Consider the following 13,898-nt stretch of genomic DNA (forward strand, 5'->3'; position numbering starts at 1 on the left):
GCGCCACAACAGGGCAGATGCAGCACCTGCCCTGTTTGCTGCCCTTCTTTTTTCCCCCGCCTCGCTTCCGCAGGCAAAAAAATCATCCGCAGGTCACTGCGGACTTTCTTTTTCCGGCCATTCGTATTTAAATGCAGGTTCCAGCGGCACTTGGCCGCAGAACCTTCCGGGAGCAACCATGACTGAGCAGAACCTGCCCGGCTTTATCGCCGCGCTACTGCATCCGCAGCACTATCCTCATCCCGTCGCTGACGTGCGGCTGGTGCAGACGCATATTTCCTTCGTCCTGCTTGCAGGCGATTTCGTCTATAAATTCAAGAAGCCCGTCAACTTTGGCTTTCTTGATTTCTCCACCTTGGAGAAGCGGCGGCATTGCTGCGAGCAGGAGCTGCTGCTCAACCGTCGCCTCTGCCCGGAGATTTATCTCGATTTGGTCACAGTGACGGCGGAGGGCCTCAACGGCTCCGGCGAGGCACTCGAATACGGTGTGAAAATGGCCCGGATGCCGGAAGAAGGCATGATGGGCAATTTGATCAAGGCGGGCAAGCTGGGCCGCGAGCAGGTGGACGCTGTGGTTGCGCGGCTGATTCCCTTTTACCAGCAGGCGGAGCGCAGCGCGGAGATTGACGGCTTCGGCGTGGCGGAGAAAGTGGCGGTCAATATTCTGGAAAATTTTGAGCAGACGCTCGGCTTCATCGGCCAAGGCGCGTTGAGCCAGGCTCAGTTTGACCGCATCTCGGCGTGGTCAAAGGCTTTTCTTGCCGATGAAGAGCGTTTCAAGCAGCGCATCGCGGGCGGCTATATCCGCGACTGCCACGGCGATTTGTATTCGGCCAACATCTGTCTGGCGGATAAAGTCTATATTTTTGACTGCATCGAGTTCAACCAGCGTTTCCGCTACTGCGACGTGGCCAGCGACGTGGCTTTCTTGGCCATGGACTTGGATTTCCACGGCATAGCCGAGCTGTCCGAGCACTGCATTGACCGCTTCTGTCAGCTTTCCGGCGACAGCGGCCTGCGCGGAATGCTGAATTTCTACAAATGCTACCGAGCTTATGTACGCGGCAAAATCGGCCTCTTCACCGCAGGCGATCCGGCAGTGGACGAGGCTGTGCGCCAAAGCTGCACTGAGGCGGCGGCCAAGTATTTTGCCTTAGCGGAAAGCTATGCCGTCTGAGCCGGTAATTTATATTTTTTTCGGCCTGATCGCGTCGGGCAAATCCTTTCTGGCCGAACGTTTTGCTGCTGAACGCGGTCTGCCTTATTTCAATTCTGACCGGCTGCGCAAGGAGCTGGCGGGCATCGCTCCGACCGAACGCCGCCCGGACGGGATCGGGCTGGGCATTTACACGCCAGAACTGAGTGCCAAAACCTATCAGACCATGCTGGCGCGGGCCGAAGAATTACTGCAAAACGGCGCGGCTGGCGTGATTTTGGACGGCTCCTACAGCATCGCCGCAGGCCGCAGCGAGGTCAGGCGGCTGGCGGAGCGTCTGGGCGCAAGGCCGCTGTTCATCCTCTGCTCCTGCTCGGAAGCGGAGACCAAACGCCGCCTTGAGCTGCGGGCCAAAGACCCGAACGCGGTCTCCGATGGCCGCTGGGAGATATTCGTCCGCCAGCGCGAGACCTTTGCCCAGCCGGACGAGCTGCCGCCGGAGCTGCTGCTGCGCTTGGACACAGAAGCGGTGCCGGAAATTTTGCTGAAAAAAATCAAACTTCACCGACAAACTGAAAAATGACCAGAATCTACCACCTCAGCTACCCGAAAGCAAATTCTGACCAGCCTGTGATCTGCCAGCTCGTCAAGCACTACGATGTCGAATTCAACATCCTCAAGGCGGAAATCCTGCCGCAGCGCGACGGCTACGTGATTCTGGAGCTGAAAGGGCTGCAAGAGAAAATCAGCGCGGCCCTCGACTATCTCAGGAGCTTGGGTGTCAAGGCGGAGCGTATTGCAGGCCGCGTGCATCGTGATGAGAAAAAATGCTTTCAGTGCGGAGCCTGCACCGGCATCTGTCCGGTCGGCGCATTGCACATTCAGAAGCCAGAACTGAGCGTGGTGTTTGAGCCGGAGAAATGCACCGCCTGCGGTCTTTGCGTCACTGGCTGTCCGGTGCGGGCAATGGCGGTTTCCTTTGACCCGGCGACGGAAGAAAGCTGTGTGACAGCATGAATGACGGCACTGACGACAAGGAGATAAACTGATGAGTTCCAGCAGCGCGGCATCATTTTTCAACAAGGTACCCTGGACATTTTTGATCATCATCTACCTTGTTGGAGCGCAGGTTTCGCAAATACCTTTGGACGGAGTGCCCGGATTTATCCTGATCGGCCTTGGAGTGTTCGTGCTCTTTGCCGAATTCTTCAAATCTGGCGACATCGGCTTGGCGGTTTTCATGATAGATATGGTCACGTCTGTGATCGCACTGGTGACAGCAACCGTCCTGCTTTGTTATCTTGCTTGGGAAATGGGCCAGCCGCTGACCTTTTACCACTGGTTCGGCTACACCATCCTGCTTGGCGACGCTATTTTCAGCCCGCTTAATTCCTTCCGCACGGCATTGCGGAATTTTGGCGTGGGGCAATAGCTGCGGTCTTGAGCAGATTCAAAAAACGCCATAAATTTCAATAGGTATAAATACAGCTATGACCACCTGGAACAAATCTTCTTGGAAAAACAAAACCGCCTTGCAGCAGCCAGAATGGCCTGCGCAGGAGCTGCATGAAGCCACAGGACTGCTTTCGCAGCTGCCGCCGTTGGTGGCTGCGGGTGAAATCCGCGAACTGAAAGCGCATCTGGCCAAGGCGGCCAAGGGTCAGGCCTTTTTGCTGCAAGGCGGCGACTGCTCCGAGGAATTCGCCCGCTGCACCGCGCCGAACATCAAAAGCACGCTGAAGGTGCTGCTGCAAATGGCCGCGATTCTGACCTACGGCGGCGGCAGGCCGGTGATCAAGGTGGGCCGCATGGCCGGCCAGTACGCCAAGCCGCGTTCCAGCCCGACCGAGATGGTCAACGGCATGGAGCTGGCCAGCTACCGGGGCGACATGTGCAATTCGGTGGAGGGCACGCCGGAGGCCCGCAAGGCCGATCCGCAGCGGATGCTTAAGGGCTACTATCTCTCCGCCGCCACGCTGAATCTGCTCCGCGCTTTTGCCCAAGGCGGCTTCAGCTCGCTGCACAATGTGCACAAGTGGAATCAAGAATTTGTCAAAAATTCTCCGGTTGGCGGCTCCTATGAGCAGAGCGTTGCCCGGCAGATTGAGCGGACGCTGACCTTCATGGAGAACATCGGCATTCACACCGACATGCCGCAGATCAAGGAAGTGGAGTTCTTCACCTCGCACGAGGCGCTGTTCTTGGATTATGAGGAGCCGCTGACTCGCGAGGATTCCGAGGACGAGGTGCGGGGCCGCTGGTATGACTGCTCCGGCCACATGCTCTGGATCGGCGACCGCACCCGCCAGCTTGAGGGCGCGCATGTCGAGTTCCTGCGCGGGGTGCGCAATCCGCTGGGCATGAAAGTGGGGCCGGGCCACAACCCGGAGGAAATCGTCAAGGTGATGCAGCGGCTCAACCCGGACAACGAGGAAGGCCGGATGACCCTGATCACCCGCTTTGGCGCGGGCAAGGTGGAGCAGTATCTGCCGCCGCTGATCCGGGCGGTGCAGAGCGAGGGACTGAACGTGCTCTGGTGCTGTGACCCTATGCACGGCAACATCCGCAAGGCCTTGAGCGGCTGCAAGACCCGCAGCTTCGAGGACATACTTGCCGAGCTGAAGAGCTTCTTCGCGGTCTGCGGCAGCGAAGGCGCGATTCCGGGCGGCGTGCATTTCGAGCTGACTGGCAAGGACGAGCAGACGGGCGACGTGACCGAATGCACCGGCGGCGCGTCCGGCCTGAATGACGAAGGCCTGCGCCGCAACTACTGCACCGCCTGCGATCCCCGCCTGAACGCCGAGCAGTCGCTGGAGATGGCCTTCAGGATTGCGGAGCTGCTGAAGGTGTGATTACCGATACGCAAGCTGTCAAGCTTTTGCTCGACAGCTTGTTTTTTTGTCGTCACGAATCAGCTTACCTGCCGCAGCAGCTTCCGCCGTTTTGCCGTGTCTCCGGCACTCCCAGCTTTTTCAGAATGATGCCCAGCGGGCAGAATTTGCTGAAGCCGAACTGGAACAAGTTGAGGCCGACAAAAAGCGGCAGCACGAGAAAATATCTGTGCAGAAAAAGTGGATTGTGGCCGCAGTCAACACCTAAGGCCAAACCCAGAAGAATAAACAATCCGGCGAGCGTGTGAATCCAGTCAGTTACAATCATGATGCGTTCTCCAATCAGGTTGAATTTTTCTTTGCTACTCCTTTGCAGGTCTGATTTTCAGCACCGTCAGCAAGGCTGGCAGAACCCATAACATCGCCGCGCCGGAACAGAGCATGATTGCGGCCAAAAACAGACTGGCAGTTTGATACGGCACGGTCAGGGGCGCGAGCAGCAGCGGGGCGAAGCCTGCGGCAAGGATGACGATGCTGGGCAGGATCGCATTGGCTTGCACAGCGTCAGATTCGGTCAGTGGCATCCGGGCGCGACGGAGGAAATAAACGGCATCAGGCAACACCAGCCCCAAAGCCAACATGGTCAGCAATACCGTCAGGATATCGCCTTGTTTGCCGCTCAGACCGAGTGCACCGCAAAGAAGCATGATCGTGAAAAACAAGGGCAGCATGGCCAGCAGCCCCCATGTCGGCGAGCGAAAAAGCAGCGTCAGCAGCAGGAAGATCAGACCGATGCTGACCGGGAGCGGCTTGAGCAATCCTGCCAGCATATTTTCCTGCCAGATCATGTTGATATGCGTCTGCCCAGTCCACTCTCGGCGTAGCTCGACTGGCGGCGGATGGCTGGCGAAATACTGCTCCGCAGCGGCAATCACCTGCTTCATGCTGTTGCTGTCAGCAGCGCGGAGCTGGAGCCAGAGAGCGGCCTTGGTATAATCGGGCGTGACAAAGTGCCGCAGCTCATCTGGCTGATGACTGTTCTGATAGGAAACCAGCGTCTCGGCCACAGCATTGACTGTGTCGGGAATGATGAACTGCTTGGCATCGCCTTCATACAGTTCTTGATGCACTTTTTTCACCAGATCGCCGAGGCTCTTTGATTTGCCCACACCGCCCTGCGCAGATAGATGCGCCTGAAAATCCGCAAGATAACGAAGCAGGTCAGGCCGCTTGAAAATTTCCTTGCCGCTGCGCACGTTATCTATGGCTGCAAGTGCCTTGGTCCAGAAGGCATAGCCTGCTTGATCTTCCGGCGGTAATTTGTCCAGCTCGCTGTTCCATGCCTCAGTTAAAGCATCAAGCAGCTCTGTGCCGGTTTTTGCCGTATTCTCTACAGTAATACTGTTAAGCGCCGCATCGTTCAGGGTGGGATTCTCTTGCAGCAGCGGCTGAAGTTCTTTGTGCAGCAGTTCAGCGGCTTCAGCGGCGGTAGGTTCTTTGGGGCTGCCGGACAGCACCAAGGCGGCATCATAGATGCCAGCGAAGTGCTGCTGCAGCACCTGCTCCGCTCGCCGCACTTCGTGGTTTGCAGCGAACCATGCGACCGGACTGCCGCTGAATTGCAGCATAAGCAAGCCAACTACGCCTGCTGCAAGCAAGCCGCCGCTGACCGCAAGAACAGTCCACGGCCTGCCGACCGCTGTTTGATGAAGCGCCCCACGCGGGGCGGTACTGCGTGCGACAGGTTTGCCTACCGGGGTCAGCATGATGCAAGCCGGAACAATTAAGACAGTCAACAGCCACGCCAGCAGCAAGCCAATGCCGACAAATATGCTGAAGTCCTGCACCGGTTGAACAGGCGAAAAAGCCAGTGCGGCAAAACCGACGGATGCGGTCAGAGCAATCCAGAACATGAGGCCAGCCTGCTCGGACAGCACCTCCATGACAGCCTGCCGCTGATCTTGAAAACGGGACGGGCTGGCAAGAAATTGCACAAGCAGGTGCGTTGTGCCGCTGACCGCAGCAGGCATGATGAAAAGCGGAATCAGCAGGCTGAGGCTGTGCAACGCATGGCCGGTGCCGGTCAACAGGCCCATGACAAAAAGAGCGGAGCAGGCCGCTGTGAGCACTGGCGCGGCTGCCAAGGTGAAGCTGCGGGAGAATAAATACGTCAGCAGAAAAATCGTCAGCAAGGCTAACGGCAAATAAAAAAACAGCGATCTTTTCAGCTCCCTGCCAGAGGCAGCTTCAGCTATTGGCAAACCGGCAAAATGGAACTCGTCGCCGTTCGCAGGCCCCAATGCGCTGATCTCCTTCCGCAGCCGCGCCGCAAGAGTGCGGATAAAATCTTTATTGATAATCGGCAGCCAGATCGCTGCGGCCTTGCCGTCCTCAGAAACCACCGTGCCTTTGAGGAGCGGATCAGCCAGCGCGGCAGCCCGGATTTGCAAGGCCTCCTCGCGGGTGGCTGGCGGCTCCGCCATCAGCGGCGCAAAACGCGCTTGTCCGCGTTCGGCGTGGCCGATTTTCTCCACCGTGTCCAAGGAGATGATCTCGCGGCCTGCAATCCGCCGCTGCTCCGGCTGGGCAGGATCAGCCAGCGTGGCGGCAACCCTGCTCAGGACATGAATTTTTTTCAGCGTCTCCGGATTGAACACACCATCCGGGTGCTGTGTGTTGACCACCCCCAGCACCATCATGTCGTGCAAGCCGAACGCCTTTCTGCTCTTGACCTGCATCGTGCGAAGCTGCTCGGTTTCTGGCAGCAGGCCAACCAGATCGGTATCAATCCGCGCCGCCCGGCTGAGAAACGCTCCTGCTGCCAGCGCGACCAGCAGCACAGCGGCAAGCGCCGCCTTCGGCTGCCGCAAGGAAAAGCTGATAAGTTGTTCTGCCCGCATGGATTATCTCCCTGTTGTCAAACGTGCGGCAGCAGAGCCGCTTTGTGGTCGTCATCAGCCCCCTTTTCGTCGAGGTCGAGCAGCTTAAAAATCAGGTTTTTTGTAGTATTTCACATTTTCAGATTTCTCCGGGCCTTTCTCATTCAAGGCGCGGTTGATGCGGCCCGGCATTTTGGTCACGGCCTCCTCCATGATCAGCTCGTAACCTGCCGAGAAGGCAAGAAGGAAGGCGGTGATTATAAACAGCTTTCTTTTTCGCCATTCAATCGGCAGAAAAATCATGCCGACCAGCGCGGCAATCAAAATATATGGACGGTACATAATAAGCAGCGACATGGCATCAGCTCCTTTGTTCTGAAAAAAGATTTGAAAAACGTGTCAGAGATGATATACCGCAACCGGCTGGGAAAAGCAACGCATCACAGCGGAACGCTGCTGTTCTTTCGCAGCAATCTTGCCTGAATTCCGCCTGCTGCCGAATATAGCGCATTTTTCAAGAAATTTCACGATGATAGTTTCGGGCAGCATAACTCCTGTTGTATTGTTCTGCAAACAGAGTATGTTTGAACCAACTCCAGAACATCAACCAGTTTTTCAGCATGAACAAACTGATCATCAAACAAGGCCGCGAGCGTTCTTTGCTGCATGGGCATCCGTGGCTCTTTTCCGGGGCAGTGCAGCGGGTGGAGGGCAATCCGCAGCCCGGCACGACTGTGGATGTAATTTCCGCTGACGGCCAGACGCTGGGGCGCGGAGCCTATTCGCCGTCTTCGCAAATTCGGCTGCGCGTCTGGACGTTTGACCCGCAGGAGGCCGTTGATGAAGCCTTTTTCGCCCGCCGCATTCAGGCTGCTGTCCGGCGGCGCGAGGAATTGGACATTCCGGCGCGAAGCAGCGCGTTCCGCCTTGTCGCCGCCGAGGCCGACGGTCTGCCAGGACTGATTGCCGACCGCTACGCTGACTGCATCGTCTGCCAGTTTCTCAGTACGGGCGCGGAACGCTGGAAGAAGGTGCTTGCCGAGCAATTGCAGCAGGCGACCGGCATAAGCAATATCTACGAACGGTCTGATGCGGATGTCCGCATAAAGGAAGGTCTTCAGCCGCAGAAAGGCGTGCTTTGCGGCGAAGAGCCGCCTGAGCTGTTGAAAATTGAAGAAAACGGGATGAAATTCCTTGTGGACATAAAAGCAGGCCACAAAACTGGATTTTATCTTGATCAACGTGACAACCGCCATCTCGTCCGCGACCACAGCGCAGGCGCGGAGGTGCTGAACTGCTTCGCCTATACCGGCGGATTTGGTATTGCCGCTTTGCACGGCGGAGCCAAGCACGTCACCAACGCGGAAGACCGGGCGGATTTCATCGGGCGGATTGAGAGAAACGTTGCGCTGAATAGCTTTTCCGCTGACCGCTGCGCCAATTTGAAAGCCGATGTTTTTCAGCTTCTGCGGCAATATCTGAAAGAAGGCCGCTTGTTCGATCTGATCATTCTTGATCCGCCCAAGTTTGCCGAATCGCAGGCCAATCTGGAACGGGCAAGCCGGGGCTACAAGGACATCAACCTGCTCGCCTTCAAATTGTTGCGGCCCGGCGGCACGCTCTTCACTTTTTCCTGTTCTGGGCTGATGAAGATGGAGCTGTTTCAGAAAATTGTTGCTGATGCAGCAGCGGATGCCAAGCGGGACGCGCAGATTTTACGCTGGCTGGGCCAGAGCGCGGATCATCCGGTCAAATTAGCCATCACGGAAACGCAGTATCTGAAAGGACTGTGCCTGCGGGCCACGTGATGCGTCTTTGATCAATTCTGGCGCAATTTTTTTTGCGGAATCTGCTTGATTTTCTGATATGGATCGTTTTTTAACCATTGCTGGGTATGATATCCGTTCGACTCGAAACTGCTATACCTGCAAACAGCACGACAAGTTGTTACCGCATAGCAGATTTTCCAGCTCTGCGCATTGTTTTATCCGTCGGCGGGCTGGGTTCCTTTCTTCTCTTTGTGTGCTGCTGTTGCTGACAGGGCACCCCTCCATTCAGCTTGGAATCATCCGTTTTTTTGGGTATGATGGAAACCGCCTCAGTCTCCACGAATCAACACCTGAAGGACGACCATGACCAAGATTATCGCGCTCGCAGGCAAGGGCGGAACCGGCAAGACCACCACCGCCGCCCTGCTGCTCAAATATCTCACCGCCCGCAAAATGACCCCGGCTCTGGCTGTGGATGCCGACTCCAACGCCAATCTGAACGAGCTGCTCAACGTGGATGTCCGCACCACGCTGGGCAAAATCCGCAAGGAGCTGAAGGGCGACATTCCGCCGGGCATGAGCCGCGACCAGTACATGGAGATGAAACTCCATCAGTCGCTGATTGAGGAAGAAGGATTCGACCTGATGGTCATGGGCCAGCCGGACGGCCCTGGTTGCTACTGCGCGGCCAATCAGTATCTGGCCATGAGCATGGACCGGCTGGCGGACAATTACAAATACATCATCGTGGACAACGAGGCGGGCATGGAGCATCTCAGCCGCCTGAATTTGCGCCGGATTGATTATTTGCTCATCGTCTCCGATCCCTCGGCGCGGGGCATTCTCACCGCCCGGCGCATTGCCGACCTCACCGGCCCGCTGCAATTGGACATTCAGCAGCAGTACCTGCTCGTCAACCGCGTTCCTGATCCCATCCCATCGGCCTTGCAGGAGAAAATAGATGCGGCGGTGGCAGAGAGCGGTCTGCTGCTGGCAGGCTTTATTCCGGCCAGCGATGAGCTGGTGCGGCAGGAACTCAGCGGCGCGTCGTACATCGCGCTGCCGGATGACTCCAAGGCCGTGCAGCAGGCTTTCATGATTTTTGACCTCATTTTCGGCAACTGAGTCATGGGCGGCGAAGAGAAGCGGCTGACCATGATTGATCTGGCGCGGGTCAGCAAGACCTTTCCGCCGGATGTGCACGCGCTGGCTGATGTCTCGCTGCGCATCCGCCGGGGCGAGATGATTTTTCTCACCGGCCAGAGCGGGGCGGGCAAAACCACGCTGCTGCGGCTGCTCTGCGGCATTGACAGCCCGGACAAGGGCTATATCGAAATTGCAGGCTGTGACCTCAGCCGCATCCCGGACAGCGAGCTGCAAAAGCTGCGCCGCCGCATCGGCGTGGCCTATCAGGATTTCAAGCTCCTGCCAGACAAAACTGTGGCCCAGAACATCGCCTATTCGATGGAGGTTTCCTACCGGAGCAGACAGTTCATCAGCAGCCGGACCAAGCAGCTGCTGACCGAGCTGGGCCTTGCTGACAAGCACGACGCGCTGGCGGGCAAGCTCTCGCGCGGCGAGCAGCAGCGGGTTTCCATCGCCAGAGCGGTGGCCAACGAGCCGGAGCTGATTCTTGCCGACGAGCCGACCGGCAATCTTGACGCGGAGACAGCCGGGCTGGTGATGCAGCTTTTCCGCCGCTGCAACGAGGAGGGCGTGACCTTGCTCATCGCCACGCACGACCAAGCCATTTACGATTATCCCGGCAGTAAAATTATTCGCATTGAAAACGGGCGACTGGCGATTCAGAAGCCGCCGACGCTGGTTAAGCAGGGGGAGGTCAGGGCATGAATTTTTTAGTCGCGGTCTTCAGCCAGACTTGGCGCAGCTTGGTCAAAAGCTGGCGCAGCCAAGTCCTCTCGCTGCTGACCATCACCCTCTCGGTGCTGATCTTCACGTTTTTTTATTTGGTCTATAACAACGCCCTCCAGTTCGGCAACCGCTTGGACAACGACCTCCGCCTGATTGTCTATCTTGACGAAGAGCCAAATCAGACTTTGCAGCAGGAATACCAGCATAAGATTGAAAAATTTGACAAAGTGGAGCGGATTGAGTTTATCTCCAAATTGGAAGCCTACGACCGCTTCAAAGGCCAGCTTGACGACAGCCAGGACGTGCTGAAAGACATTCCTAAGGATTTTCTGCCGCCGTCGATTGAAATTTATCCGCGCCGGACGCTGGAAAGCCTTGCCAAGGTGAAGGAATTTTCAGCCTATCTGGAAAAACTTCCCGGTGTGCTGAAAGTGCAGTACGGCAGAGAATGGGTGGAGCGTTTCAACTCTTTTATTCAGCTCCTGCAAGTGGTGGTTTTCCTTTCCGGCGGCCTGCTGATCATGACCACCACCTTCATGATCGGCCATTCCATCCGCCTGACCGTTTTTTCACGCAAGCAGGAGCTGGAGCTGCTGCGGCTTGTCGGCGCATCGAACAGCTACATCCGGGTGCCATTTTTCCTTGAAGGCGCGCTGCTCGGCCTGCTCGGCTCCGTCGCTGGCATGAGCGCGCTCTACATCCTTTTCCGCTGGATCCGGGCCGCTTTTGCCGAAACAGCGGCGCAGGGCATGTTTTCCTTCAGCTTTTTCGCCGCGCCCACTGCTGCGATGATCATCATCCTCTCCGTCCTGCTCTGCGCGGGCGGCAGCTTTGTCTCCATCCGCAAGATACTCAGCGTATGATGCGCCCGAAAAAAACGCTGGCCGCCGTCATCCTCGCCGCCGCTGTTCTTGCCGCGCCGCTGCCGGTTCTGGCTCAGGATGCTGCTGGCCAGGTGCGGATCAAAATCGGCAAGCTGCGCGAGGAAATGGCCTTGGAGGAGGAAAAACTCCAGAAAAGCACGGAGGAAGAGCGGGCGGTTTTAGACGAGCTGGACAAGCTCGGCAGCCGCATGGACGAGCAGCAGGGCAAGATCAATCTACTGCAAAAACAGCTTGAGGAGCAGCGGCAGAATTTGGCCAAAACCGAGGAAGCCCGCAAGCAGACAGCGCAGGCGCGGGACAAGGCCCTGCGGCACATGCTCGACCGGTTGCGGGCTTTTTACACAATGGGTCGGCTCGGCGCACTGAACGTCACCTTCTCCAGCCGCACCCTGCCGGAGCTGATGCTGATGCAGGATTCCTTCCGCAGCATGGCTGGCTATGACCGCGCAGTAATTGAAAAATACCGGGCCAGCTTGACCGCGTTGAAGCAGGCGCAGACCGCTTATGAGCTGGAGGAATCGTTGCTGGAGGAGTTGGTGCGGCAGGCTGAGGAACAGCGGCAGACTTTGAACGGCCTGCGCGCGCAGCGTGAGGAGGTGCTGACTCGGATTAAAGCCGAGCAGGGCTTGAGCCAACTGGCGATGCAAGAAATGCGCCAAGCTGAGGCCAAGCTCATCCGCTCGCTCTCCCAGCCGCAGCCGGAAGTGGAGCCGTACAACGGGCCGGGCCTGCTGCCGGACAAAGGCAAACTCGCTTTTCCAGCAACGGGCAAGCTGACACAGCGTTTCGGCGAGGTGCTGAAGGAGGGCTTCCGCAAAGGCGAAAAGGTCAGCGGCATCAACATCGCCGTGGAGCCGGGCACCGAAGTGCGGGCGGTGCAAAAAGGCCGCGTGATTTCTGCTGGCTACCGCAACGGCTATGGCAACGCGGTGGTCATTGACCACGGCCAAAACTGGCTGACCCTCACCTCGCGTTTGGACGCGGTCTTTGTCCGTGAGGGCGACGATGTGGCCCAGAATCAAAAAATCGGCAGCAGCGGCGACCTTGCCACCCTCTTTGAGCCAGGCCTGTATTTTGAAATCCGGCAGAACGGCGCGGCGCAGGATCCGCTGCTCTGGCTGAAGGCCAAGAACGACTGATGGTGTTTTTTCTTCTCCAACAGCCTGCGGTGCGGTATATAACAAGGGAGAAGAATCGAAGAATCTTACTTTGGAATGCTATGAATCACCCTTTGCTGCGTTTTTGCGCCTCCGCAGTTTTGGCTGCTGCGCTCTCTGCGGCTCCGCTGGCCGCCAAAGAGCCAAGCCGCAGCCGGGATTCGGAGTTGTACGGCAACTTAGAAACCTTCGCCACCATCCTCGACATGGTGCAGAAGCATTATGTCAATGAAATCAGCAGCAGCGACATCATGCTCGGCGCGGTCAACGGCCTGCTCGGCACCTTGGATCCGCATTCCTCCTATTTGCCGCCAAAGGATTTCAAAGAATTGCAGGAGGATGCCAGCGGCAGTTTCAGCGGCGTGGGCATTGAAGTCACCGTGCGGGACGGCATCCTGACCGTTGTTTCGCCGATTGCTGGCACACCTGCTTTCGAGAAGGGCATCAAGGCGGGCGACCGGATCATCAAGATCAACGGTCGTTCGGCGAAAGAAATGACCCTGAACGATGCGATCCGGGAGCTGCGCGGTAAAATTGGCGACAAAATAACGCTGACTATCAGTCGCGACGGTCTGACCCATGCGCAAGACATTGAGTTGGTCCGTGCCCTCATTCCTCAGCATTCTGTCTTTGCCTTCCAGCTTGCGCCCGGCCTGCATCAGCTGCAAATCAGCAATTTTCAGACTGCAACCACTGCCGATTTTAAGGCGGCTGTCGTCAAGGCGGCGGAAAAAGAGCCGGTCCAAGGGCTGATTCTTGATCTGCGCAACAATCCCGGCGGCCTGTTAGAGCAGGCGGTGAATTTGGCTGATCTGTTCATCCCGGAAGGGCTGATTGTTTCGACTAAAGGACGCGGTCAAGAGCAGCAGTTTTTAGCCCGTCCGGGCGCAGAAAAGTATGCCTTTCCGATGGTGGTCTTGATCAATGAAGGATCAGCCAGCGCGGCGGAAATTGTCGCCGGTGCGCTGCAAGATCATAAACGGGCCACCTTGCTCGGCACCAAAAGCTTTGGCAAAGGCTCGGTGCAGACGGTGGTGCCGCTGCCCGGCGGCGCAGGTCTCCGCTTGACCACCGCCCGTTATTACACGCCCAGCGGCAGGTCCATCCAAGAAACTGGCATCACCCCGGACATCGTGGTGCCGTTCCAAGAAAAGGAAGACGCGAACAGCGGCCTGCTTTCCGGCCAAATCCGCGAGAAAGACCTGCTCCATCATTTTGAGAACACCGAGCAGCGGGCGGAAAAAAAGAAGAATGCCAAACAGGACGAGGTGGAGCTGCGGCTGGCGGAAGACAATCAGCTTCAAGCCGCCCTGTTTATTCTTCAGCATCTCCAGCCGCATTGATCGCCGC

At 57.3% G+C, this 13,898-nt stretch carries 14 protein-coding genes; 11 read left to right on the forward strand and 3 right to left on the reverse strand.

Annotated features, from left to right (window positions below):
- Positions 1-178: 178 nt before the first annotated feature.
- Genes ACNKH6_RS09210 through ACNKH6_RS09230 form a run of 5 tightly spaced genes read left to right on the forward strand, consistent with a single transcriptional unit; the run spans position 179 to position 4,008 of the window.
- Positions 179-1,177: a hypothetical protein gene (locus tag ACNKH6_RS09210; protein ID WP_417915262.1), complete on the forward strand. Its 999-nt coding sequence runs from the start codon at positions 179-181 to the stop codon at positions 1,175-1,177.
- Positions 1,167-1,739 (forward strand): AAA family ATPase, encoded by a 573-nt coding sequence (locus ACNKH6_RS09215; RefSeq protein ID WP_417915263.1) that lies wholly within the window; start codon positions 1,167-1,169, stop codon positions 1,737-1,739. The genes ACNKH6_RS09210 and ACNKH6_RS09215 overlap by 11 nt, the downstream gene beginning before the upstream one ends.
- Positions 1,736-2,173: an NIL domain-containing protein gene (locus tag ACNKH6_RS09220; protein WP_417915264.1), complete on the forward strand. Its 438-nt coding sequence runs from the start codon at positions 1,736-1,738 to the stop codon at positions 2,171-2,173. Before ACNKH6_RS09215 ends, ACNKH6_RS09220 begins: the two co-directional genes overlap by 4 nt.
- Before the next feature lie 31 nt (positions 2,174-2,204).
- Complete coding sequence (locus ACNKH6_RS09225) at positions 2,205-2,588, forward strand: hypothetical protein (protein ID WP_417915265.1); 384 nt, start codon at positions 2,205-2,207, stop codon at positions 2,586-2,588.
- Between the two features lie 58 nt (positions 2,589-2,646).
- The gene (locus tag ACNKH6_RS09230) at positions 2,647-4,008 is read left to right on the forward strand and encodes a class II 3-deoxy-7-phosphoheptulonate synthase (RefSeq protein ID WP_417915266.1); all 1,362 of its coding nucleotides are present in this window, start codon (positions 2,647-2,649) and stop codon (positions 4,006-4,008) included.
- A gap of 64 nt (positions 4,009-4,072) precedes the next feature.
- Here ACNKH6_RS09230 and ACNKH6_RS09235 read toward each other — a convergent pair whose 3' ends face one another.
- The 3 genes from ACNKH6_RS09235 to ACNKH6_RS09245 form a co-directional block, all read right to left on the reverse strand.
- The gene (locus ACNKH6_RS09235) at positions 4,073-4,315 is read right to left on the reverse strand and encodes a DUF2892 domain-containing protein (protein ID WP_417915267.1); all 243 of its coding nucleotides are present in this window, start codon (positions 4,313-4,315) and stop codon (positions 4,073-4,075) included.
- 34 nt (positions 4,316-4,349) lie between these two features.
- Positions 4,350-6,887: an efflux RND transporter permease subunit gene (locus tag ACNKH6_RS09240; protein WP_417915268.1), complete on the reverse strand. Its 2,538-nt coding sequence runs from the start codon at positions 6,885-6,887 to the stop codon at positions 4,350-4,352.
- Positions 6,888-6,971: 84 nt separating this feature from the next.
- The gene (locus tag ACNKH6_RS09245) at positions 6,972-7,223 is read right to left on the reverse strand and encodes a hypothetical protein (protein WP_417915269.1); all 252 of its coding nucleotides are present in this window, start codon (positions 7,221-7,223) and stop codon (positions 6,972-6,974) included.
- 263 nt (positions 7,224-7,486) lie between these two features.
- Here ACNKH6_RS09245 and ACNKH6_RS09250 point away from each other — a divergent pair, with 263 nt between their 5' ends.
- The 6 genes from ACNKH6_RS09250 to ACNKH6_RS09275 all read left to right on the forward strand — a co-directional run bounded on the left by ACNKH6_RS09250 (position 7,487) and on the right by ACNKH6_RS09275 (position 13,891).
- Entirely contained in the window at positions 7,487-8,674 is a 1,188-nt protein-coding gene (locus tag ACNKH6_RS09250) for a class I SAM-dependent rRNA methyltransferase (protein ID WP_417915299.1), read from the forward strand.
- Positions 8,675-8,998: 324 nt separating this feature from the next.
- Positions 8,999-9,760: an AAA family ATPase gene (locus tag ACNKH6_RS09255; RefSeq protein ID WP_417915270.1), complete on the forward strand. Its 762-nt coding sequence runs from the start codon at positions 8,999-9,001 to the stop codon at positions 9,758-9,760.
- Between the two features lie 3 nt (positions 9,761-9,763).
- A complete protein-coding gene (gene ftsE / locus ACNKH6_RS09260; protein ID WP_417915271.1) occupies positions 9,764-10,486 on the forward strand; it encodes a cell division ATP-binding protein FtsE in 723 nt (240 codons plus the stop codon).
- Positions 10,483-11,370 (forward strand): cell division protein FtsX, encoded by an 888-nt coding sequence (locus ACNKH6_RS09265; protein ID WP_417915272.1) that lies wholly within the window; start codon positions 10,483-10,485, stop codon positions 11,368-11,370. Before ftsE ends, ACNKH6_RS09265 begins: the two co-directional genes overlap by 4 nt.
- A complete protein-coding gene (locus ACNKH6_RS09270) occupies positions 11,367-12,530 on the forward strand; it encodes a murein hydrolase activator EnvC family protein (RefSeq protein ID WP_417915273.1) in 1,164 nt (387 codons plus the stop codon). Before ACNKH6_RS09265 ends, ACNKH6_RS09270 begins: the two co-directional genes overlap by 4 nt.
- Before the next feature lie 80 nt (positions 12,531-12,610).
- A complete protein-coding gene (locus ACNKH6_RS09275; protein ID WP_417915274.1) occupies positions 12,611-13,891 on the forward strand; it encodes a S41 family peptidase in 1,281 nt (426 codons plus the stop codon).
- The last annotated feature ends 7 nt before the right edge of the window (positions 13,892-13,898 follow it).

This window comes from Candidatus Electronema sp. JM (assembly GCF_048287415.1).
Taxonomy (GTDB): Bacteria; Desulfobacterota; Desulfobulbia; order Desulfobulbales; family Desulfobulbaceae; genus Electronema.

What these genes read in the sequence shown, in the direction of transcription:
- ACNKH6_RS09210 (WP_417915262.1), top strand. Translation starts at nt 179, where the DNA reads ATGACTGAGCAGAACCTGCCCGGCTTTATCGCCGCGCTACTGCATCCG.
- ACNKH6_RS09215 (WP_417915263.1), top strand. Translation starts at nt 1,167, where the DNA reads ATGCCGTCTGAGCCGGTAATTTATATTTTTTTCGGCCTGATCGCGTCG.
- ACNKH6_RS09220 (WP_417915264.1), top strand. Translation starts at nt 1,736, where the DNA reads ATGACCAGAATCTACCACCTCAGCTACCCGAAAGCAAATTCTGACCAG.
- ACNKH6_RS09225 (WP_417915265.1), top strand. Translation starts at nt 2,205, where the DNA reads ATGAGTTCCAGCAGCGCGGCATCATTTTTCAACAAGGTACCCTGGACA.
- ACNKH6_RS09230 (WP_417915266.1), top strand. Translation starts at nt 2,647, where the DNA reads ATGACCACCTGGAACAAATCTTCTTGGAAAAACAAAACCGCCTTGCAG.
- ACNKH6_RS09235 (WP_417915267.1), bottom strand. Translation starts at nt 4,315, where the DNA reads ATGATTGTAACTGACTGGATTCACACGCTCGCCGGATTGTTTATTCTT.
- ACNKH6_RS09240 (WP_417915268.1), bottom strand. Translation starts at nt 6,887, where the DNA reads ATGCGGGCAGAACAACTTATCAGCTTTTCCTTGCGGCAGCCGAAGGCG.
- ACNKH6_RS09245 (WP_417915269.1), bottom strand. Translation starts at nt 7,223, where the DNA reads ATGTCGCTGCTTATTATGTACCGTCCATATATTTTGATTGCCGCGCTG.
- ACNKH6_RS09250 (WP_417915299.1), top strand. Translation starts at nt 7,487, where the DNA reads ATGAACAAACTGATCATCAAACAAGGCCGCGAGCGTTCTTTGCTGCAT.
- ACNKH6_RS09255 (WP_417915270.1), top strand. Translation starts at nt 8,999, where the DNA reads ATGACCAAGATTATCGCGCTCGCAGGCAAGGGCGGAACCGGCAAGACC.
- ftsE (WP_417915271.1), top strand. Translation starts at nt 9,764, where the DNA reads ATGGGCGGCGAAGAGAAGCGGCTGACCATGATTGATCTGGCGCGGGTC.
- ACNKH6_RS09265 (WP_417915272.1), top strand. Translation starts at nt 10,483, where the DNA reads ATGAATTTTTTAGTCGCGGTCTTCAGCCAGACTTGGCGCAGCTTGGTC.
- ACNKH6_RS09270 (WP_417915273.1), top strand. Translation starts at nt 11,367, where the DNA reads ATGATGCGCCCGAAAAAAACGCTGGCCGCCGTCATCCTCGCCGCCGCT.
- ACNKH6_RS09275 (WP_417915274.1), top strand. Translation starts at nt 12,611, where the DNA reads ATGAATCACCCTTTGCTGCGTTTTTGCGCCTCCGCAGTTTTGGCTGCT.